The organism is Kribbella soli (assembly GCF_004331345.1).
Classification (GTDB): Bacteria; Actinomycetota; Actinomycetes; order Propionibacteriales; family Kribbellaceae; genus Kribbella; species Kribbella soli.
Genome location: NZ_SJJZ01000006.1, coordinates 207044 through 227732 on the forward strand (window position 1 = coordinate 207044; position 20689 = coordinate 227732).

Sequence of the window (20689 nt, forward strand, 5' to 3'; positions counted from 1 at the left end):
ACCGCACGGCGGTTACAGCTGTCATGAATCCGTCATCTTCGCGCGGAGGCCGATTGACATCTGTTTGACGGTTCTGTGACCCCGGTCCCAGGCCCGTCCGGGAGTCCTAGCTTCGGCGCTATCGAGTCCCGGAGGAGGACCAATGGCCAGGAAAGGGCTGGCGGCACTATCACTTGCCGCCGTTGCGAGCATCGCGCTCGCGGCTTGCAGCAGTGGCGGCACAACATCGTCCGGATCCGGAAGCAGTGCCGGCACACCGGTCAGCGGCGGCACCCTGAACATGCTCGGGGCGGGCGACGTCGACTACATGGATCCCAACATCAGCTACTACTCCGTCGGTTACCTGAACCTGCGGATGTGGAGCCGGCAGCTGTTCACCTATCCGGCCGACCCCGCGGGCAAGAACACCACGCCGGTCGCCGATCTCGCAACCGAGATCCCGACCGCGGCGAACGGCGGGATCAGCCCGGACGGCAAGACGTACACGATCAAGATCCGGCCCGGTGCGAAGTGGAGCACCACCCCGGCCCGTCAGGTGACCGCCGCCGACCTGGTCCGCGGCGTCAAGCGGACCGCCAACCCGGTGCAGCCGTTCGGCGGCATCCCGGACTTCGCGAACCTGATCGTCGGCTACAAGGCGTTCGCCGACGGTTTCGCCAAGGCGCCGAAGACGGTGGCCGGGATCCAGGAGTACATCGACAAGACCCCACTGCCGGGCGTGGTGGCCAAGGACGACACGACCGTCGTCTTCCACCTCACCCAGCAGGCGTCGTACTTCGTCGACATGCTGACGTTGCCGGCCTTCTCCGCCGCTCCGGTCGAGTCGCTCAAGTACCTGCCGGCCAGCACCGAACTGGGCAACAACTTCCCGTCCGACGGCCCGTACAAGGTCGACTCGTGGGTGCCGACCAAGTCGATCACGTACTCCCGCAACCCCAACTGGGACGCGGCGTCCGACCCGGTCCGGAAGGCGTACGTCGACAAGATCGTGGTCAACGAGACCGTCACCCAGGACTCGATCCAGCAGCAACTGCAGACCGGTACGCCGTCGGCCGACATGGAGTTCGACGTCGCGCCGCCGCCGTCCCAGCTGCCTGCCCTGCAGGCCAAGAAGGATCCGAAGCTGACCATCGGCGACACCTCGAGCTCGAACCCGTACGTCATCTACAACACCGTCTCGCCGAACAACGACAAGGCGATGCAGAACCCGAAGGTGCGGCAGGCGATCAGCTACGCGATCAACCGCGACCACATCCTGCAGGTGCTCGGCGGCAAGACGCTGAACCCGCCGCTGACGCACGTGCTGCCGGACGTGATCACCGGTTCCAAGCAGATCGATCCGTACCCGTACAACCCGGACAAGGCCAAGCAACTGCTGGCCGAGGCAGGGTTCCCGCACCTGACGCTGAAGTTCCTCTACCGGAACGCGACCGAGGGCAGCAGCAAGTCCTTCCAGACGATCCAGCAGGACCTGTCCAAGGTCGGCATCACGGTCGTCGGCGTACCGTCGCCGAACGCGGACTTCTACGTGAAGTACCTGCAGGTGCCGAGCGTCGCGAAGCGCGGTGTCTGGGACGTCTCGCTGGCCGGCTGGGGCGCGGACTGGTACGGCAACGCGGCGCTGTCGTTCTTCAACCCGCTGTTCTCGGGTGAGCCGTCGTTCCCGCCGGTCGGCAGCAACTTCGGGCTCTACAACGACCCGGAGACCAACACGCTGATCGAGCAGGCGATCGCCGCACCGACCGTCGACGCGGCCTCCGAGCTGTGGGCCAAGGCCGACGCCCGGGTGATGGACCAGGCAGCGTTCTTCCCGCTGACCAGCAACAAGCAGGCGAACTACCACGCCGAGCAGGTGAACAACGCCGTCTACGTGCCGTCCATGCAGAACTACGACCCGACCAACGTATGGCTGTCCAAAGACAAGCAGGGCGGCTGAACCTCATGGCCCTGCTTCAAGTAAGGGACCTCAAGGTCTCCTTCGACACCCCGGACGGTACCGTCCGTGCCGTCCGGGGGCTGTCGTTCGACGTGGAGGCCGGGCAGACGCTCGCCGTGGTGGGCGAGTCCGGATCCGGCAAGAGCGTCGCCACCCAGACCATCACCGGCCTCACCCGCGGCGCCAAGGTCTCCGGTACGGCGTACTTCGACGGCACCGACCTGATCACCGCGGACCAGGCGACGCTCCGGCGGCTGCGGGGCGCCCAGATCGGGATGATCTTCCAGGATCCGCTGTCCAGCCTGCATCCGCAGTACCGGATCGGCTGGCAGATCGTGGAGATGATCCGGGCGCACGACCTGACGATCAGCAAGCAGGCGGCCCGGAAACGGGCTGCCGAACTGCTGACCCTGGTCGGCATCCCGCGGGCGGCGGAGCGGATCGACGACTATCCGCACCAGTTCTCCGGCGGAATGCGGCAACGGGTGATGATCGCGATGGCGATGGCCCTCGACCCGGCGTTGCTGATCGCGGACGAGCCGACCACCGCGCTCGACGTGACGGTCCAGGCCCAGGTGCTGAACGTGATGCGCCGGCTCCAGGAGCAGTTCGGTACGGCGATCATCCTGATCACTCACGACCTCGGCGTGGTGGCCGAGATGGCCGACGAGGTCGTGGTCATGTACGCCGGCGCGGTGATGGAACGCGCGCCGCGCCGCGACATCTTCTACCGCAACCACCACCCGTACACACAGGGCCTGCTCGCCTCGCTGCCGGCCCGCAGCGAGGACCGGCTGACCCCGATCCCGGGCACACCGCCCAGCCTGATCAGCCTGCCGAAGGGCTGCCCGTTCGCGGCCCGTTGCTCGCACGTGTTCGACAAGTGCTCGGAGCCACCACCGCTGACCGACGTGGGCGGCGACCCGCGTCATCAGTCCGCGTGCTGGCTCCCCCACGACGTGAACGAGGCGGTGGCTTCATGACCGACGTACTCCTGAAGGTCGACGACGTACGGAAGGAGTTCCCGACGCATTCCAAGGAGGTTGTTCAGGCCGTCGCCGGGGTCTCGTTGGAGGTGCACAAGGGCGAGACGCTCGGACTGGTCGGCGAAACCGGCTGCGGGAAGTCGACGCTGGCCCGCTGCATGGCACACCTGTACGACGTGACGTCGGGCTCGGTGTGGTTCGAGGGCCAGGAGATCAGCAAGCTCTCGCGCAAGGCGATGCGGCCGCTGCGCCGGGACGTGCAGGTGATCTTCCAGGACCCGTACGGCTCACTGAATCCGCGCCGCCGGGTCGGGTCGATCATCGGCGACCCGTTCGCCATCCACAACATTGCCTCCGGCAATGATCGGAAGAAGAAGGTCCAGGAGCTGATGGAGCTGGTCGGGCTGAATCCCGAGCACTACAACAGGTTCCCGGCCGAGTTCTCCGGTGGCCAGCGGCAACGGATCGGGGTCGCGCGGGCGCTCGCGCTGCGGCCGAAGCTGGTGATCTGCGACGAGCCGGTGTCGGCACTGGACGTGTCGATCCAGGCGCAGATCATCAACCTGCTGTCGGATCTGCAGCGCGAGTTCGACCTCACCTATGTATTCATCTCGCACGACCTGTCCGTGGTCCGGCACGTGAGCGACCGGATCGCGGTGATGTACCTGGGCAAGATCGTCGAACTGGCGCCGACCAGCGAACTGTTCGGGCAGACCCGGCACCCGTACACGAGGGCACTGCTGTCGGCGTTGCCGGTGGCGGACCCGGACACCGCCGACAGCCGCGAGCAGATCATCCTCGGCGGCGACATCCCGGCCGCGACGAACCCGCCGACAGGATGCCGGTTCCACACCCGGTGCCCGAAGGCACGGCTCGACTGCACAGCCGAGGAGCCGCCACTCGAACCAGTCCTGAACGACCAACCACAGCACCGCACCGCGTGCCTCTACCCGTTGACGGTGGGCGAAGACCTCTCCACCGCCGTACCGGATCTGAAGGCATCATGACGGTATTGATGCCACGCCTCCGGCGCGGCGGGTCATGCGGCTGTAACTCCCGGCCTTCCCTCGTCGCTCCGGTCGCTTCGCTCCCTCCGCTCCTCAGTCCAGACCGGGAGGCCCCATGACCAGCGCCATCGAGATGGTCGACGTCATCGACGAGCCGAAGGCGATCGAGGGGCGGAGTCCGTTCTCGCTCGCGTTGCGGCGGCTGCGCAAGGACAAGGTGGCGATGATCTCGCTCGTCGTGATCGTGCTGATCGTGCTGATGGCGATCCTCGCGCCGGTGTTCGCAGCCGTGACGGGACATCCGCCGAACGAGCAGTACCGCGACATCGGACTGACACCGGACGGCCTGCCGCGGGGGCCGAACGGCACGTTCTGGCTGGGGACCGACGACCTCGGCCGCGACATCCTGGTGCGGATCGCGTACGGCGCCCGCATCTCACTGCTCGTCGGCGTCATCGCGACCGCCATCACGGTCGTCATCGGCGTCGTACTGGGGCTGGCGGCGGGGTTCCTCGGGGGGATCACCGACACGATCCTGGCGCGGCTGATCGACGTGGTGCTGTCCGTACCGTTCCTGCTGGTCGCGATCGCGCTGGTGTCCGTGACCGGGCCGAGCCTGACCGTCACGGTGCTGGTGATCGGCTGCTTCAGCTGGGCGTCCGTGGCCCGGATCGTCCGCGGTCAGGTGCTGTCGCTGCGGGAACGGGAGTTCGTCGAGGCGGCCCGTTCGCTCGGGGCCGGCGACCGGCGGATCATGTTCGTCGACGTACTGCCGAACGTGATCGCGCCGGTGATCGTCTACACCACACTGCTGATCCCCGTGGTGATCGTGACCCAGGCGACGCTGTCGTTCCTCGGGCTCGGGCTGCCGCCGCCGACCCCCGACTGGGGCGGGATGATCAGCGAGTCGCAGAACTACTACACGACCGCGTGGTGGTTCATCCTGTTCCCCGGTCTGGCGCTGCTGGTCACCACGCTCGCCTTCAACCTCTTCGGTGACGGGGTCCGGGACGCCTTCGACCCCCGCGCAGATCGGACCTGATCATGGCCATGTTCCTGATCCGCCGGATCGGTCACGGGATCCTGGTCCTGTGGCTGATCAGCGTCGCGGTGTTCGCCCTGTTCTTCGTTGCTCCGAGCAACGTCGCGCAGACGCTCGCCGGCCGCCAGGGTACGCCGGAGACGATCGCGTTGATCAAGCACCGGCTCGGTCTCGACCTGCCGGTGTGGCAGCAGTACCTGCACTTCCTCGGCAACGCGGTGAAGGGGAACCTCGGGTACGACTACTACCACCAGGTGCCGGTGACGCACATCATCGGGCAGGCGCTGCCGATCACGGTGTCGCTGGCGCTCGGTGCGGCCGTGCTGTGGCTCGCGCTGGGCGTGTTCAACGGCGTCATCTCGGCGACGCACCCGCGATCGCTGGCGGACCGCGGGCTGACGTTGTTCGCGTTGTTCTTCTACTCGTTCCCGTCGTTCCTGCTCGGCCTGCTGCTGCTGTACTTCCTGTACTTCCGGCTCACGCTGTCCGGCTTCGGATGGTTCCCCGCGGGTGGCTACGCGCCGCTCGCCGGCGGGATCGGGCCCTGGTTCCAGCATCTACTGCTGCCCTGGGTCGCACTCGCCTTGTTGCTGGCGGCAACGTATACCCGGTTGACCCGTGGCTCGATGCTGGACGTTCTCGGTGAGGACTACATCCGGACCGCGCGCTCGAAGGGCATCCGGGAGAGCCGGGTGGTCGTCGTCCACGGCCTGCGCAGCGCGCTGACGCCGGTGGTCACGCAGTTCGGTATCGACCTCGGGCAGCTGATCGGCGGCGTGGTCGTCACCGAGACCGTGTTCAGCCTGCCGGGGCTCGGGCAGACGGCGGTGACCGCGATCAACCAGCAGGACCTGCCGGTGATCATCGGCATCGTCCTGTTCGCCTCCGCGGCGGTGGTGGTGGCGAACATCCTGGTCGACATCGGGTACGCCGTACTCGATCCGCGGGTTCGGCTTCACTAGCCGTACCGAAGGACGGGTGGTATGTGGCCCGTCCTTCGGTACGTTGTTCCTCGTGATTGCTGTCTACGGCGCGGGTGGGATCGGGTGTTACGTGGGTGGCCGGCTGGCCGCGACCGGTACGCCGGTGACGTTCATCGGGCGGCCACGGATCGCCGCCGAACTGGCGACGCACGGTCTGCACCTGACGGACTACCTGGGGGCCGACCTCCGGGTCGCTGACGTGCCGTTCGAGACGACGCCGGCGGGCGCGGCCGAGGCGGACCTGGTGCTGGTGACGGTGAAGTCCGCGGCGACGGCGGGCGCTGCGGAGGAGCTGGCCGACGTGCTGTCGCCGGGGACCGTCGTGGTGAGTTTCCAGAACGGCGTGCGGAACGGCGAGGTGCTGCGGTCGCGGTTGACCGAGCAGATCGTGGTGACCGGGATGGTCCCGTTCAACGTGCTGAACCGGGGCGCCGGCGTGTTCCATCAGGGCACCGAAGGCGCGCTCGACGTACAGCGGGATGCCGCGTTGGCGCCGTACCTGAAGGCTTTCGAACGGGCCGGGTTGCCGCTCGCGCAGCACGACGACATCCTTCCGGTGCAGTGGGCGAAGCTCCTGCTGAACCTGAACAACCCGATCAACGCGCTGTCGAACCTGCCGTTGCGCGACGAGCTCTCGCAGCGTGCGTACCGCCGTTGCCTGGCTGCGGCGCAGGCCGAGACCCTCGGGCTGCTCGACGCGGCCGGGATCCGGCCGGCCCAGCTACTGGCCGTTCCGATGCACCGTTTCCCCACTGTCCTTCGGTTGCCGGACTTCCTGTTCCGCCGGCTCGCGAGCAAGGTGCTCGCCGTCGACCCGCTCGCGCGGACGTCGATGTGGGAGGACCTCGAGGCCGGCCGCACGACCGAGATCGACTACCTGAACGGCGAGGTCGTCCGGCTGGCGGAGTCCCTCGGCCGGACCGCGCCGGTCAACGCGCGGTTGGTGGACCTGATCCGCGCGGCCGAGACGGACCGCCGCTCGTGGTCCGGGCCTGACCTCCTCCGTGAGCTGTCTTAAAATACGAGATGAAGTCTCTCGTATTATGAACGCATGGATGTTGCGGTGGTTGGTGGGAGTGTGGCCGGGCTGCAGGCGGCGCTGACGTTGGGGCGGGCGCGACGGCGGGTGGTGTTGTTCGACGACGGGCAGGCACGGAACCGTGCGGCCTCGCACGTGCACAACTTCCTCGGCGCGGAGGATCTTTCGCCGAGTGAGCTGCTGGCGGTGGGGCGGCGACAGGTGTCGGCGTACGGCGTCGACGTGCGGGACTCGCGGGTCGACGACGTGGACGTGGATGGTGACGAGTTCGTCGTCGGCGGGGAGCGGGTGCGTGCCGTCGTACTGGCGACCGGACTGTGGGACGAGTTGCCCGACGTACCAGGGGTGGCGGACGGGTGGGGACGGTCGGTGGTGGCTTGTCCGCACTGCCATGGATGGGAGGTGCGGGATCAGCCGCTGGTTCAGCTCGGGATGCGCGGGTCGCCGGAGCGGTCGGTGGCGCGGGCGTTGCTGCTGAGCCGGTGGAGCGACGACGTGACGCTGTGCACGGACGGGGACGAGCTGATGGCGCTACAGGTGGATCAGCTGGCTCGAGCCGGGGTCGCCGTGCGCACCGAGCACGTCAAAGAGGTGCGGACAGGTTCCGTGCTGCTCGGCGGGGCGGAGTTGGCAGCGCGGCGGGTGTTTGTGGTGGTACGGCAGCATCAGCAGAGTGATCTGGCCGAGCGGCTCGGGTGTCAGGTCGCGGACGGTGCGGTGGTTACGGACGAGGGCGGGCGGACCACGATGCCTGGGATCTACGCAGTTGGTACGACGACGAGTCCGGCGCTGCTCGCGATCGGCGCAGCGGGTCATGCGAGTACGGTGGCGGTCGCCGTACACGGGGATCTCCTAGAGCTGGAGCTGAGCGGCGGGCGGTAGCCGCGTCGGGTCGGCGATCGGCCAGTCGACCGGTGGTTCCGGGAGCTCGTCCAGTTGCAGGAGGCACCAGGGCGAGAGGTCGGGAAGCTCCCGTACTTCGTGCCACTCGGCCCACCGGTAGTCCGCGACCTCGGCCGGGTTCGGCATCGGGTCACCGGTCCACCACGCTCGGTACACCGGGCAGATCTCGTTCTCGACCATGCCGGTCGGCATCTCGGCGCGGTACCGGAACTCCGGCAACACCAGATCGACGGCGTCAACAACGATCCCCAGTTCGTCCGCGAGCCGGCGCCGTACCGCCTGCTCGAGCGGCTCGCCCGGAAGTGGGTGCCCGCAGCAACTATTGGTCCAGACGCCGGGCCAGGTGGGCTTGTCGAGCGCCCGCCGGGTCAGCAGCACCCGCCCGGCCGCGTCGACCACGTAGCTGGAGAACGCGAGATGCAGCGGCGTCGCCGCGTGGTGGACCGCCGCCTTCGCCTCGGTCCCGACCGCACGCCCACCCTCGTCCACCAGCACAACCCGCTCGTCGATCACGCCTTGAGCCTAATCGGATTCCGGCAGGTGCTCGGCGGCTGCTAGCCTCAGAGTGTGACCAAGCACTGCGTGACCTATCGACCGGCTCTGGGAGGAGTCGGCATTCGGTAGTCCCCGCAGTCGCTGCACCCAGAGCCTCCGAGGCAGGAACCGTCCGGTTCCTGCCTCTTTCCGTTTGCCGGAGGCACTGGTTCGGAGGTGCCTCGTCCCGAGAGGAACCTCATGAACGCTGTCATCGACCGGTTACGCCGTACCACCGACCTCATTGTCGGCGAGGACGACCTGCGCGAGCGCCTGGAGTCCGGGCGGCCGCTGCGGATCAAGTACGGCGTCGACTGCACCGCGCCCGACCTGCACCTCGGGCACGCGGTCAACCTGTGGATGATGCGCCAGCTGCAGGATCTCGGGCACCGGGTCGTGTTCCTGCTCGGCGACCTCACCACCCGCGTCGGCGATCCGACCGGGCGCTCCGAGACCCGGCCGATCCTCACTCCGGAGCAGATCGACGCGAACGCCGCCTCGTTCCTCGAACAGGTGTCCCTGGTCCTGCGGACCGATCCCGACGTCTTCGAGGTACGCCGGAATTCCGAGTGGTACGACGCGATGCCGGTGGCGGAGCTGTTGAGTCTGTTCGCCCAGGTCACGCAGGCGCAGCTGATGAGCCGGGACATGTTCCGCGAGCGGGTCGCGGCCGGCCGGGAGATCGCCGTACACGAACTGGTGTACCCGGTGCTGCAGGGATACGACAGCTTCGCGATGCAGAGCGACCTGACGATCGTGGGGTCGGATCAGCTGTTCAATGAGCAGCTCGGGCGGCACTTCCAGCAACGGCTCGGCGCGCCGCCGCAGGTGGTGATCACGACGACGATCACGCCCGGAATCGACGGCCGGGCCAAGCAGTCGAAGTCGCTCAACAACTACATCGGGCTGACAGACAGTCCGCGGGACAAGTTCGGAAAGGTGATGAGCATTCCGGACTCGCTGGTCGAGGCGTACGCGCGGGTCTACACCGAGCTGCCCCTCGACACGGTCGCCGCGCTCGCGGATGCGACCGGCCCGGCAGCGCGCGACGCCAAGCTCCGGCTGGCGGCTGCCGTCGTGACCCGGTACCACGGCGCCGGCATCGCCAAGACCGAGCTGGACGCCTTCCGTCACACGTTTTCCGAGCGTTCCGAACCGGACGAGATGCCCGAGGTCGTCGTCACCGGTGAGGTCGCGACTGCCTTCGACCTGCTGCGCGCCGTCCGCCCGAACGACAGCAACTCCGCGCTGCGTCGTCTGCTGCAGCAGGGCGCGGTGACGATCAACGGCGTACGGATGGACGATCCTGCTGCTGCCGTCGAGCTCGACGCCGGGGTCGTGCTGAAGTCGGGCGCTCGCACTTGGCACCGGATCACGCGAAAGTAGGCGGGTGGAGCTCAAGACGGTAGAGGCCTTGGTCAGCGTCGGCGACCGGTACGTCGGGCGGGCGTCGGCGTTCGACGTCGAGCCGGGGTGGTGGGCCGAGGTCGAGGCGATCACCCGGCATCTCGACGAGCTGCTCGGGGTTCGGACAGTGGTACTGCGACTCGTCCACGCCGACGAGGCCGTGATCGGCCGCGGCGGACGGGTCGTGTACCACGTCCAGGCGCTCGAGGAGCCACGGTACGGCGTACTCGACGAGACACCGCTGCCCGAGTGGGACTCGATCATCGCGCCCGACCCGCTGCGATCGACCTGGGCCGAGATCGACGGACCGACCCGGCTGATCGAGTGGGCGCAGAGCATTGTCGGACCGCACGACGCCGTACAGGTGAAGACGTGGAACCTGTCGTGCCTGATTCGCTTCCCCGGCGCGTGGGCCAAGGCCACCAGCCGGTTCGGGAGCATCGACGCGGACATCATCCAGCATGTCCAGCGGTACGACGCGACGCTGGCACCCGCCGTACTCGGCAAGTCGACGGACAACAGGTGGTCGCTCCTGGCTCATGCCCCGGGCATCGACTGCTGGGAGCCGGACCATGCAACCGTCAACAATGTGGTGAGCCGCTGGGTCGCCGCGCAAGCCGCCCTGGCATCCGAGGCCGACACGCTCGCGGCTCCTTCCCTGCTACCGGAGGACCTGCTCGCGGAGGTCACTCGGCTGCTGCCTCGCGTCGCACTCTCCCCCGACGAGCTGGCGAGCGTGGACCAACTGGTCGCGAAGCTCCCCGACATCGTCGACGAACTCGACGCGGCCGGTCTGCCGATCACGGTCGTGCACGGCGACTTCCATCCAGGCAACTGGCGGTCGGACGGCGCGAACCGCGTCATCGTCGACTGGGCCGACGCGTTCATCGGCCACCCGGCGCTCGACGTCCAACGCCTGCACGACTTCCTGCCCGCCGAGAAGCATCCGCACGTCACGGACGTCTGGTGCGCGACATGGAAGGAGCATGCGCCGGGCAGCGATCCGTTGCGAGCGATCCGGCCGATGAAGGTCCTTGGGTTCCTCACCTACGCCCTCACGTACCAACGCTTCCTGGACAACATCGAACCCGCCGAACGCGTGTACCACCAGGACGACCCCGCCACCTGCCTCCGCGCGGCAGCCGCTGCGTTTCGCGACTGGTGACGCTGTTCGCGCGGTGTGGAATGTGACAGGGTTGCGCGGGTGACGATTCTGATTACGGGTGCGTCCGGCAACGCGGGTGGCGCCGTGGTGCAATCGCTGGCGGAACAAGGGATCCCGGGGCGGGCGCTGATCCGCTCGGAACGCGAACTACCGGGTGGTATCGAGCCGGTGTACGGCGACCTGAACCGGCCGGAGACGTTCGTGGACGCGTTGGCCGGGGTGACCGGGATCTTCCTGTTGAGCGGCTACGACCGCCTCGACGAACTGCTGACGAACGCCGTGCAGGCCGGGGTGCGGAAAGTCGTCGTACTGTCCAGCAGTTCACTCGACGGCGAGCTGACGAACGCTGTTGCCGCGTATCACCACGCCACCGAAGAAGCGGTCCGGGCGGCCGGACTGGAGTGGACGTTCCTGCGGCCGAACTCGTTCATGTCCAACACGCTGCGCTGGCGCGACCAACTGGCAGCAGGCGACGAGGTGCGGGTGCAGTTCCCCGACGTACCGGTGTCGACGATCCATCCGCGCGACATCGGCGACGTAGCGGTTCGCGCGCTGCAGGGCGCCCATGACGGCGACGTACTGCGTCTCACCGGGCCGGTCGCCCTCACCCCGGTCGAACAGGTCGCAATCCTCGCCGAAGCCATCGGCCGCCCGCTGACGGCGTACCCGATGAGCCGCGCCGAAACCCACGAGGCGCTCTACGCCTCGATGCCCGAGCCCTACGCTCAAGCCATCGAATCCTTCTTCGCCGACGGCACCATCGACGAAACCACCGTCACCAACACCGTCCCCGAAGTCACCGGCCACCCCGCCCGAACCCTCCAAACCTGGACCCAGGAAAACGCTGCACTTTTCGCCTAGCTGAGTGCCTTCAAGTACTCCGTGGTGGTGCAGACCGAGCCGAGGCGGGGGAAGACGTAGGAGACGGCGAAGTTGTGGGCGTGGTCGTCGAGGCCGGTCATGGCGTCGGTGAGGAAGAAAGTTTCGTAGCCGAGGTCCGAGGCGGCACGGCCGGTGGACTCGACGCCGAAGTTCGTGGCGATGCCGGCGAGTACGACGTTTGCGATGCCGCGGGACTGCAGCTCGGTGTCGAGGGACGTGCGCCCGAACGCGCCCACCGTCTGCTTGACTATCACCAGGTCTCCGGGCTGCGGCGCGGCCTCGGGTGCGAACTCGCTGCCCTCCGGCTGCACCTCCACCCCGGGCCGGTCGACCCGGACGTTCACCACCAGACCGCCGGCGGATCGCGTCGCCGCGGCCAGTTCCACGGATCGCTCGAGCACGACCGATCCGCTCAGCGGCGCGGTCTCCAGCGCGATGATTCGCGGCATCAGGTCGATCAGGACGAGCGCGGTACGACGGGACTCCAAAGGGTTCACGGGGCGAGCCTAAGATCCAGCAGATCCACTCCGACGAGGTAGCCGGTTGCTGCCCCGTTCTTGCCGGTAACTGTCACCGCGAACTGGTGATCGCCCGCTGCCAACTGGACGGTGCCCAGCGCAACTGACTGTGTACCGACACCAGACGCCTGGTAGCCGTCGAAGCTGACCGCAGCGTTCCCATCGATCTGTAGGGCGACGATCCCGTAGTCGGCCGCCTTCGTCAGCACGGTCGACAGCTGGTACGAACCGGTTGTCGGAACGTTGAACCCGAACACGGTCTTGTCACCGGCCTTGGTCCCGTGGATCCACGCCTGCGCGCCACCCGACCAACTGACCCCGCAACAGTTGCCTTGCGGATCGACCGCGACAGTCGACGACACCGGCGGCAGCATCGACTCCCCCTCGACCCGCAAGGTGCTACCGCTCGTGCCCTGCACAGCGCTCGACTTCGGACCCGTGTGACCGGCGAGGTCGACTGCTGCGATCCGGTACGTCCATGTCTCGTGCAGCCCGAGGCCACGGTGCAGGAAGCCGGGCAACGGCGACGTGCCGAGCAGCTTCTCCGCACCGCCCGCCTTCGCGCCGTACACGTTGTAGTGCGCGACTCCGCTGTCGTCGCCGACGTCGTTCCACGTCACGTTGATCGCGTTGTCGGAGCGACCGACGGCAGTCACGCCGCCGACCGCGCCGGGCGCCCGGTTGTCGCTGTACGGCGCCGTCAACGACTGGACGACGTACGACGAAGCCGTCCACGCCGGCCCGCTCGGGCGGAGCTCGATGTCCAGGCGGCCCTTGCCGGATGTGATTGCTGCAGGCAACTGATAGTTGTCGTCGAGCCAGCGTTGATGAGTGTTGCCCAGCGGCTGCAGCCAGGTGCCTGCGTTCTTGCCGTTGACGATCACCTGCGCCGACTGGCCGGCGGCGTTCTGGTCGCTCGTCCGGCGGAGCGTGACGCCACGGTTCGCCGGATCGGTCTTCACACTGAAGCGGATCGGCTGCGTGCTGGAGCGAACCTGGTCGGTGAGGGTGATGTCGTCGTGATCACCTTCGTACACCGAGCTGAGATCCGCCTGGGTGCCGTTGTCGACGTACCCGTGCTGCTGACGGCTGTCCGCCGAGCCGGTGTCGATGCGGTCGGTCTCCCGGGCACCGAACTTTGACGCGGTGTACAGGAAGGCTGTCGAGCCGTAGATCGCCGGGTGGTCGTCCTGCTGGCCGTGCTCGATGCTGAAGTCGAGCTGGTTCTCGAAGGCGACCGAGTCGGTGATGTGCAGTCGCCATGCGCCGTCGCACTCGTTGGTGCAGAAACCGGCCCGGACCTCGTGCGCCGAGTTGCCGTGGAACGGGGTCGAGTAGGTGCCGGCGTTGAAGTACCAGCCGGACTCGTAGTAGTCCTCGGTGCCGGTGCCGTGGATGGCCGGCGTCCGCTCGCCGTCGACGTACACCCGCTCGTCACCCTCCAGATAACCGCGAGTGTTGCCATCGGCAAGCAGTCCCTCCATGGTCTGCGAGACACCGACGAACTTGCCGCGGCCGGCCACGTCGGCGAATGTCCAGTCGCTGCCGTGCGTGGTCTCGCCGCGCGTCGAGATCGCGGTGAAGTACCCGATCTTCCCGGCCGCGAGGTCAGTCGCCTTGCGAGCGTCGCGAGCCGACGTCACCTCGGCCTGCCCCTTCAGCGGGTACGTCGTCTTGTTGACCAACGTGACCGTGGCGCGTGCGGCGTACGGCATCGGCCACCAGGCGGAGTACCAGCCGTCGGGGTCCATGGCGAAGAAGAGTGAGCGGACCGGGTTCTCGCCGAGACCGGAGCCGAAGAACTCGCCGAGCGGGGCGTCGACGCGCTTCTGGCCGTCGATCGTCACCTGCACCCGCACACCCGCCAGGAGCGTGTCGGACGGCTTGACGCGGGCGGCGTCCTCGTCCGTCGCGGCGTACGACATCGCGTGCTCGCCGCTCCAGTTCTGCTGGGTGATCGCGTACCCGTGGGCCTGCTCGTCGGCGACGTGGTTGGGCCCGACGTCGAGCGTGTCGGTGCGCTTCACCTGACCGCCGACCGTCGAGTCCGCCCAGTACGCGAACTCGTTGAAGTCCAGGTCGGACGAGACGAACTCGTTGGTGATCGTGATCTGCGACTTGCCCGCGGTCAGCGCGGCCGGGAGGTCGACGGACTGATCGTGCCACTGCGCACCCTGTGCCTTGAGTGGCGCCCACTCGCCGGCGGATGCGCCGTCGACGAGGATCTTCGCGCGCTGGTTGCCGATCCGCAGATCCATCCGGCGGGTCAGCTTCACGCCGGTGTTGGCCGGGTCGATCTTCAGCGTGAACGTGCTGCCGCCGAGGAATGCGCGACCGTCGTCGGCGAAGCTCTTCAGGTCGAGGCCGACGATGTCGGGCAGCTTCAGCCGCAGCGCGCTCAGCTCACCGGCACCGCGGGTGTCGGCCAGCGTCACCTGCTTGCCGGGGGCAAGGTTCAGCGGGGTGCTCGTGGTCCGCGCGTCGGGCCGCGCGGGCTTGGGATCCTTCGTGCCGGCCGCGTTGAGCAGCGCGAGCACGTCCTCGGCCTTGTCGCTCGGGTCGAAGGTCTGTACGCCGTTCGCGTCCGGGAACTGGCGGTAGTCGACGTGGTAGAAGTACGGGTTCGTCTGCGTGGTGATCCGCATCGACGAGCGGTACGGCATCGGGACGCGGATGTAGACGCCGCCACTGGTCTGTACGCCGTTCGCGACCAGCGGGTAGCTGAACGGTGCGCCGAGCTTGCCGTCGACGATGTCCTGCAGCGAACCGTGCAGGACCTGCTTGCCGTCGAGTTCGACCGTGATCGTGCCGGTCTTGGTGACGTTGCCCTCGTCGCGCGTGAACCAGATCGAGGCGACCTCACCGGGACCGCTGTCCTCGGCGATCACGCAGCCCGCGTCCGTCGTACGCAAGCAGGAATAGGTGCCGTCGAAGCCGTCGTTGTTCGTGCCGTCGCGGCCGAAGCTGGAGAACTGCTTGGTGCGGACGGCGGTCTGCAGCTCGGGCAGGCGGTCGAGGTTGCGGTACACCTCCCAACCGACCGGTCCGTTGCTCCCGGACGTGCTCGCCGAGGCTGACACCGAACCGGTCAGCATCAGCACCGAAGACATCAGGACCACGACAGCACGACGGAGCATGGGCGGTTTCCTTCGTGATGGGAAATCGATTTCTGAGATGTTTACCATCGTTGTCACCGCTTTGAGAAGAGCTCACCGGTGTCCAGTTGCCGAGCCCGCTGCGGAGCGCCCTTGCCGGGCAGGCGAGACTTGGTCCGCACACAACTCGAGACTGCGGGAGATTTCGATGAGTTCTGCCAAAGCCCAGATCGGCGTCACCGGCCTCGCGGTGATGGGCCGCAACCTGGCCCGGAACCTCGCGCGCAACGGGTTCCGCGTCGCCCTCCACAACCGCTCCCAGGCCCGCACCGACGCGCTGGTCGCGGAGTTCGGCTCCGAGGGCGAGTTCATTCCCTCCACGGACCTGGCGGGTTTCGTCGAGTCGCTGGAGCCGCCGCGCAAGGTGATCATCATGGTCAAGGCCGGCGCACCGACCGACGCGGTCATCGACGAACTGGTGCCGCTGCTCGCCGAGGGCGACATCGTCGTCGACGCCGGTAACGCGCATTTCGCCGACACCCGGCGCCGCGAGGCCGCGCTGAAGGAGAAGGGCCTGCACTTCGTCGGCAGCGGCGTCTCCGGCGGCGAGGAGGGCGCGCTGAACGGCCCGAGCATCATGCCGGGCGGCTCACCGGAGTCGTACGCGGCGCTGGAGCCGATGCTGACCAAGATCTCCGCGCACGTGAACGGCGAGCCGTGCTGCGTGCACGTCGGCCCGGACGGTGCCGGCCACTTCGTGAAGATGCTGCACAACGGCATCGAGTACGCCGACATGCAGCTGATCGCGGAGGCGTACGACCTGCTCCGGCACGTCCTCGGTCTGTCCCCGACGGAGCTCGCGGAAGTGTTCCGGGACTGGAACACCGGCGACCTCGAGTCGTTCCTGATCGAGATCACCGCCGAGGTCCTCAGCCAGACCGATCCCACCACGGGCGGCTCGTTCGTGGACGTCGTCCTCGACCAGGCGGAGCAGAAGGGCACCGGCCGGTGGACCGTACAGTCGTCGCTCGACCTGGGCATCCCGGTCAGCGGTATGGCCGAGGCGGTGTTCGCGCGGTCCCTGTCGGGTGACGTCGTACGGCGGGAGGCCGCGGCCGGCGTACTGCCCGGGCCTGGGGACGTGAAGGCGGAGGTTGACCGGGACGCGTTCATCGACGACGTACGGCACGCGCTGTACTCGTCGAAGCTGGTCGCGTACGCGCAGGGCTTCGACGCGATCCGGGCGGCCAGCGACGAGTACGGCTGGAACATCGACCTCGGCGCGATGGCGAAGATCTGGCGGGGCGGCTGCATCATCCGGGCGCGGTTCCTGGACCGCATCATGGAGGCGTACGACCGCAACCCGGAACTGCCGTCACTGCTGGTCGACGACTACTTCCGGGATGCGGTCACGAGCGGCCAGGACGCGTGGCGCCGAGTGGTGGCGACCGCGGCGACCGTCGGCGTACCGGCTCCTGGGTTCTCGGCGGCGCTCTCGTACTACGACGGCCTGCGGGCGGAGCGGCTGCCTGCTGCTCTGATCCAGGGGCTGCGCGACCTGTTCGGAGCGCACACCTACAAGCGCGTCGACCGTGAGGGCAACTTCCACCTGGAGTGGTCCGGCGACCGCTCCGAGGCGACCGCGTAGACAGCAACCGCAGCAACACACAGGAAGCCCGCCGCTCCGACGCCGGCCACGTTGAACCCGTGGACGGCGTCGGAGTGCGCGGCCACTGTTCCGGCGACTGTGCTGAGCAGCGCCGTACCCACTGATGCTCCGACCTGCTGGGACGTCATGACCATGGCGCCGGCAACTGCACTGTCGGCACCAGCGCCGAGGGTGGCGGTGCTGTTGGCCGTGACCAGGACCCAGCCGGTGCCCAAACCGACCAGCAGGAACACCGGCATGACCTGCAGCCAGTAGTTGGAGTCCGGGCGCAGGAGACCGAGCAGTGCGAGACCTGCCGCGATGGTCAGCAGTCCAGGGCAGATGAGCGCGCGCACGCTCGCTTTGGCCAGCAGGCGGCTCACCGCACGTACGCCGACCATCAGTCCGACTGTCAGCGGCAGGAAACTCAGACCGGCGCGGATCGGCGAGTAGTGGCGGACGGTCTGCAGGTAGAACGTCAGGAAGAACAGGGCAGCGAACATGCCGATCGCCAGGCTGAAGACGGCCAGGTACGAGGCACCTCGCTTGCGGTCTCGCACCACTCGCAGCGGCAGCAGTGGGGACGCCACTCGGGTCTGCACTGCCAGAAACGCAGCTAGTAGTGCCACACCGGCAGCCAATGACACGTACGTCGCGGGCGCGCTCCAGCCGTTCGACTCCGCTCGGCCGAATCCGAACACCACTGCCATCAGCCCAGTGGTAGCCAGCAGCGCACCTAGTACGTCGACGCGCACGCCGCTAGTGCGTTGCACCGGAGGTACGGCGTACAGGACACCAGCCGCGGCCAGTGCAGCGATGGGGAGGTTGACGTACATGGACCAGCGCCAGTCCAGGTACTCCGTCAACACGCCGCCGGCCAGGATGCCCAGTCCGGACGCACTGCCCATGACGGCGCCGTAGATCCCGAACGCCTTTCCACGCTCCTCCGGCGCCGGGAACGAGGCGGCGAGCGTTGCCAGCACGGCTGGAGTCAGCAACGCACCGAAGACGCCCTGCAGCACACGTCCGGTGAGCAGCATCGCCCCACCGGTCGCTGCCCCACCGAGCGCGGAGGCCAGTGCGAATCCGGTCAGCCCGATCAAGAGCGCTCGCCGCCGCCCGATCAGGTCGCTCATCCGTCCACCGAGCAGCAGAAGTCCGCCGTACCCCAGCGCGAAGAGGGTGATCACCCACTGCCTAGACGGATCCGACAACCCCAGGTCCTGCTGCATCGACGGCAACGCGATGTTCACGATCGTCAGATCGATCCCCACCATCAACTGCGCCGTGGCCACCGCCCCGAGCGCCCACCACCGCCGCGTGAGCACCGGCGACGGTGCGATTTGTGTCTTGAGTTCGCTCATGGTCATCCTTAAGTGAACAGCTGTAGTGCTACGACTGTAAGGCAACGTGCGTTGCAATACAATCGGGTTCATGGACGCTGGGACGACGCGGAGCCGGAACCGGCGCGGGCAGGGCGAGCTCCTGCGGCGCGAGATCATCGACGCCGCGTTGCGGATGCTGAACGAGCTCGGCGACGACGAGGCACTCTCGCTGCGCGCGGTCGCTCGCGAGGTCGGGATCGCGGCGACCTCGGTGTACATCCACTTCACCGATCGCGACGAGCTCGTGTTCGCGGCGCTCGAACAATCCACCGCCGACCTGCTGCGCGACCTCGAACAGGCCGAGGCGAGCGGCGGCGACGATCCGGTACGCCGATTACGCGCACGCGTGCTGTTCCTCGGTGCTTGGTCGCGCGAGTACGCCGGCCTCTACAAGGTGCTGCACGAGAGCACGCTGAACCGGCGGATGCACCTGGTCTTCAAGGAGGAGCTGTCAGTCCGGGCGATCGCCGCCGTTCAGGCCTGCATGGACGCAGGGCTCGCACCGGCGGACGACGCGGCAGCTGTGGCGCTCGACCTGCGCTCGGCGGTGCACGGCGCGGTCTCGATCCGCATCAACGAGCCGGAGGCCGATCTGCCGCCCCTGGAGGACCAGGTCGATCGTTTTCTCTGCAGGCTGGTTGGCGTGCCAATCGAACATGTGTTCTAATGGTCGTCCGCGTCAGTTCCGAAGGAGATCGCCGCAACGATGACTGTAGACACTCTGGCAGTTGAGACGCCGTCCGACCTCGCCGACACTCCCGACCCGATCAACCTGTCGACGGCCGCCCCCGAATCCACCTCCACCCCAGCGCCGGCCGAGCCCGCGGAGCCCACCGAGGCCGTGAAGCCGAAGAAGGCGCCGGCCAAGAAGGCCGCGAGCAAGAAGACGAAGACCATCGAGCTGACGCTGACCGTCACCGGTACGGCGGACGGTGAGTGGCGCGCCGAGCTGAAGCAGGGCACGACGTACCTGGCCCGCGACCTGGCCGTTGCCGCGGCCGCGGTGTCGCGTGCGGCGAAGGAGCTGCACGAGGACCTGTCGACCCCGATCGACGAGGTCATCGAGGAGGCTCGCTCCCAGCAGGCTGCCAAGGTCGCCGCCCTCGAAGCCGAACTCGAAGCCGCCCGCAAGGCCCTCGCCGACCTCGACTGAGCGCCCGCCTGATCCCGCCTGATCCCGACGACAGGCTCCCCGTGGCCGGTCACCTTCCCTGATCAACCACGGGCAGGAAATGCAGAACCCGTCCGCAACCGTGTGAGGTGGTTGCGGGCGGGTTCTGACGATTTACTGAAGCTGTCCTAAACCTGCTGCGCGTCGACCCCGTTGCCCACCGCAACAACCTGACGCGCGCCTCTTGGAGTGGTGGACAGGACCTGGGACGGCGTGGCTGCGCGCGGGAACCGGGGCTGCGCCCGCGTGGCGGGTGCATTGAACAGGTTATTTCCTGTCCGGCCACACGAGTTCCTGTGCACCGGGCGAGTGGAGGCCAGGGCTGGTGTGACTGAAACGGCACGCCGGGGTGGTGGGCGGGGGTGGTGGGTTGGCCTTACCGTGGGTGACCTGGGCCGGGTCGGTGGGCCTTGATCTGGTTGGCCGCTCCGGGGTGAGAAGGGGTCAGATGAGCACTTTCCAGGACTTGGGTTCGCTGCTGATGGTGCGCGGCGCCGACGAGATCGACCACGCGGGCGGAAGCCTGTACGTCCACCTGCACCGCGTGGCCAAGCGCCTCAGCTCCCTCGGTGCGTCCGACACTCTGGTGCTGGGTGGCCTCGCCCACGCCGCGTACGGGACCGACGGCTTCCCGACCCACCTCTTCGACTGGCAGACCGAACGCCCGGTCCTGGAGTCGGTGATCGGCACCGAGGCCGAGCTGCTCGTCTACCGGTACGGCGCCTGCGACCGGGAGACCACCTGGCGCGACCTCGCCGAGCACCGCACCGTGACGGACCGCTTCACCGGTACGTCGGAGGAGCTCGGCAGCGAGGACCTCCGCGACTTCGTCGACCTGACCATCGTCAACGAACTCGACGTCCTCGACCACGACGCGAAGCGTGCCCTCAAGCTGCGCCCGTTCCTCCAGGAACAGATTCCGCGCTGGCAGTCCCTCGCCTCCCCCGCAGTCCTCACCGAGTCGCAGCGCATCCTCCAGCTGTAAACG

General features: G+C 67.8%; 18 protein-coding genes. 14 read left to right on the forward strand and 4 right to left on the reverse strand.

Annotation, left to right across the window (positions count from 1 at the left end):
• Positions 1–142: 142 nt before the first annotated feature.
• From E0H45_RS40085 to E0H45_RS40115, 7 genes are all read left to right on the forward strand, one after another.
• On the forward strand, positions 143–1936 hold the full coding sequence (locus tag E0H45_RS40085) for an ABC transporter substrate-binding protein (RefSeq protein WP_131347667.1): 1794 nt from the start codon (positions 143–145) through the stop codon (positions 1934–1936).
• A gap of 5 nt (positions 1937–1941) precedes the next feature.
• Positions 1942–2919 carry an ABC transporter ATP-binding protein gene (locus E0H45_RS40090; RefSeq protein ID WP_131347669.1) on the forward strand — a complete coding sequence of 326 codons (978 nt, stop codon included), beginning with the start codon at positions 1942–1944 and terminating at the stop codon, positions 2917–2919.
• The gene (locus tag E0H45_RS40095; protein ID WP_131347671.1) at positions 2916–3929 is read left to right on the forward strand and encodes an ABC transporter ATP-binding protein; all 1014 of its coding nucleotides are present in this window, start codon (positions 2916–2918) and stop codon (positions 3927–3929) included. The genes E0H45_RS40090 and E0H45_RS40095 overlap by 4 nt, the downstream gene beginning before the upstream one ends.
• Positions 3930–4044: 115 nt before the next feature.
• A complete protein-coding gene (locus tag E0H45_RS40100) occupies positions 4045–4971 on the forward strand; it encodes an ABC transporter permease (protein WP_131347673.1) in 927 nt (308 codons plus the stop codon).
• Between the two features lie 2 nt (positions 4972–4973).
• Positions 4974–5933 (forward strand): ABC transporter permease, encoded by a 960-nt coding sequence (locus tag E0H45_RS40105; protein ID WP_131347675.1) that lies wholly within the window; start codon positions 4974–4976, stop codon positions 5931–5933.
• Positions 5934–5985: 52 nt separating this feature from the next.
• Positions 5986–6972 carry a 2-dehydropantoate 2-reductase gene (locus E0H45_RS40110; protein ID WP_238155670.1) on the forward strand — a complete coding sequence of 329 codons (987 nt, stop codon included), beginning with the start codon at positions 5986–5988 and terminating at the stop codon, positions 6970–6972.
• Positions 6973–7005: 33 nt separating this feature from the next.
• Positions 7006–7875: an NAD(P)/FAD-dependent oxidoreductase gene (locus E0H45_RS40115; RefSeq protein WP_131347679.1), complete on the forward strand. Its 870-nt coding sequence runs from the start codon at positions 7006–7008 to the stop codon at positions 7873–7875.
• Here E0H45_RS40115 and idi read toward each other — a convergent pair.
• Positions 7846–8409 (reverse strand): isopentenyl-diphosphate Delta-isomerase, encoded by a 564-nt coding sequence (gene idi / locus E0H45_RS40120; protein WP_131347681.1) that lies wholly within the window; start codon positions 8407–8409, stop codon positions 7846–7848. The genes E0H45_RS40115 and idi overlap by 30 nt on opposite strands.
• A 222-nt stretch (positions 8410–8631) precedes the next feature.
• Between idi and tyrS the strand changes: the two genes are divergently transcribed.
• Genes tyrS through E0H45_RS40135 form a run of 3 tightly spaced genes read left to right on the forward strand, consistent with a single transcriptional unit; the run spans position 8632 to position 11863 of the window.
• Positions 8632–9816: a tyrosine--tRNA ligase gene (gene tyrS, locus E0H45_RS40125; protein WP_131347683.1), complete on the forward strand. Its 1185-nt coding sequence runs from the start codon at positions 8632–8634 to the stop codon at positions 9814–9816.
• Positions 9817–9820: 4 nt separating this feature from the next.
• Positions 9821–11002 carry an aminoglycoside phosphotransferase family protein gene (locus E0H45_RS40130; RefSeq protein WP_131347685.1) on the forward strand — a complete coding sequence of 394 codons (1182 nt, stop codon included), beginning with the start codon at positions 9821–9823 and terminating at the stop codon, positions 11000–11002.
• 39 nt (positions 11003–11041) lie between these two features.
• Positions 11042–11863 carry an NmrA family NAD(P)-binding protein gene (locus E0H45_RS40135; RefSeq protein ID WP_131347687.1) on the forward strand — a complete coding sequence of 274 codons (822 nt, stop codon included), beginning with the start codon at positions 11042–11044 and terminating at the stop codon, positions 11861–11863.
• Here E0H45_RS40135 and E0H45_RS40140 read toward each other — a convergent pair.
• Both E0H45_RS40140 and E0H45_RS40145 read right to left on the reverse strand, forming a co-directional pair.
• A complete protein-coding gene (locus E0H45_RS40140; RefSeq protein ID WP_131347689.1) occupies positions 11860–12381 on the reverse strand; it encodes an isochorismatase family protein in 522 nt (173 codons plus the stop codon). The genes E0H45_RS40135 and E0H45_RS40140 overlap by 4 nt on opposite strands.
• Positions 12378–15539, reverse strand: a complete 3162-nt coding sequence (locus E0H45_RS40145; protein ID WP_131347691.1) for a DUF2961 domain-containing protein — start codon at positions 15537–15539, stop codon at positions 12378–12380. Before E0H45_RS40145 ends, E0H45_RS40140 begins: the two co-directional genes overlap by 4 nt.
• 166 nt (positions 15540–15705) lie before the next feature.
• Between E0H45_RS40145 and gndA the strand changes: the two genes are divergently transcribed.
• On the forward strand, positions 15706–17145 hold the full coding sequence (gene gndA, locus E0H45_RS40150; protein ID WP_131347693.1) for an NADP-dependent phosphogluconate dehydrogenase: 1440 nt from the start codon (positions 15706–15708) through the stop codon (positions 17143–17145).
• Here the strand turns inward: gndA and E0H45_RS40155 are convergent.
• Positions 17073–18509 carry an MFS transporter gene (locus tag E0H45_RS40155; protein WP_131347695.1) on the reverse strand — a complete coding sequence of 479 codons (1437 nt, stop codon included), beginning with the start codon at positions 18507–18509 and terminating at the stop codon, positions 17073–17075. The two genes, gndA and E0H45_RS40155, sit on opposite strands and share 73 nt — an antisense overlap.
• Before the next feature lie 70 nt (positions 18510–18579).
• On the opposite strand from E0H45_RS40155, the gene E0H45_RS40160 reads away from it, so the two are divergent.
• From E0H45_RS40160 to E0H45_RS40170, 3 genes are all read left to right on the forward strand, one after another.
• Positions 18580–19197, forward strand: coding sequence for a TetR/AcrR family transcriptional regulator (locus E0H45_RS40160; RefSeq protein ID WP_131347697.1), 618 nt, complete (start codon positions 18580–18582; stop codon positions 19195–19197).
• A gap of 39 nt (positions 19198–19236) precedes the next feature.
• The gene (locus E0H45_RS40165; protein WP_131347699.1) at positions 19237–19683 is read left to right on the forward strand and encodes a DUF6319 family protein; all 447 of its coding nucleotides are present in this window, start codon (positions 19237–19239) and stop codon (positions 19681–19683) included.
• A 466-nt stretch (positions 19684–20149) separates the two neighbouring features.
• Positions 20150–20686: a DUF6817 domain-containing protein gene (locus E0H45_RS40170; protein ID WP_131347701.1), complete on the forward strand. Its 537-nt coding sequence runs from the start codon at positions 20150–20152 to the stop codon at positions 20684–20686.
• Positions 20687–20689: the final 3 nt, after the last annotated feature.

Bases quoted from the DNA above. Each gene is read 5' to 3' on its own strand.
- E0H45_RS40085 (WP_131347667.1), top strand. From the start codon at position 143: ATGGCCAGGAAAGGGCTGGCGGCACTATCACTTGCCGCCGTTGCGAGC.
- E0H45_RS40090 (WP_131347669.1), top strand. From the start codon at position 1,942: ATGGCCCTGCTTCAAGTAAGGGACCTCAAGGTCTCCTTCGACACCCCG.
- E0H45_RS40095 (WP_131347671.1), top strand. From the start codon at position 2,916: ATGACCGACGTACTCCTGAAGGTCGACGACGTACGGAAGGAGTTCCCG.
- E0H45_RS40100 (WP_131347673.1), top strand. From the start codon at position 4,045: ATGACCAGCGCCATCGAGATGGTCGACGTCATCGACGAGCCGAAGGCG.
- E0H45_RS40105 (WP_131347675.1), top strand. From the start codon at position 4,974: ATGGCCATGTTCCTGATCCGCCGGATCGGTCACGGGATCCTGGTCCTG.
- E0H45_RS40115 (WP_131347679.1), top strand. From the start codon at position 7,006: ATGGATGTTGCGGTGGTTGGTGGGAGTGTGGCCGGGCTGCAGGCGGCG.
- tyrS (WP_131347683.1), top strand. From the start codon at position 8,632: ATGAACGCTGTCATCGACCGGTTACGCCGTACCACCGACCTCATTGTC.
- E0H45_RS40145 (WP_131347691.1), bottom strand. From the start codon at position 15,539: ATGCTCCGTCGTGCTGTCGTGGTCCTGATGTCTTCGGTGCTGATGCTG.
- gndA (WP_131347693.1), top strand. From the start codon at position 15,706: ATGAGTTCTGCCAAAGCCCAGATCGGCGTCACCGGCCTCGCGGTGATG.
- E0H45_RS40155 (WP_131347695.1), bottom strand. From the start codon at position 18,509: ATGAGCGAACTCAAGACACAAATCGCACCGTCGCCGGTGCTCACGCGG.
- E0H45_RS40160 (WP_131347697.1), top strand. From the start codon at position 18,580: ATGGACGCTGGGACGACGCGGAGCCGGAACCGGCGCGGGCAGGGCGAG.
- E0H45_RS40165 (WP_131347699.1), top strand. From the start codon at position 19,237: ATGACTGTAGACACTCTGGCAGTTGAGACGCCGTCCGACCTCGCCGAC.
- E0H45_RS40170 (WP_131347701.1), top strand. From the start codon at position 20,150: ATGAGCACTTTCCAGGACTTGGGTTCGCTGCTGATGGTGCGCGGCGCC.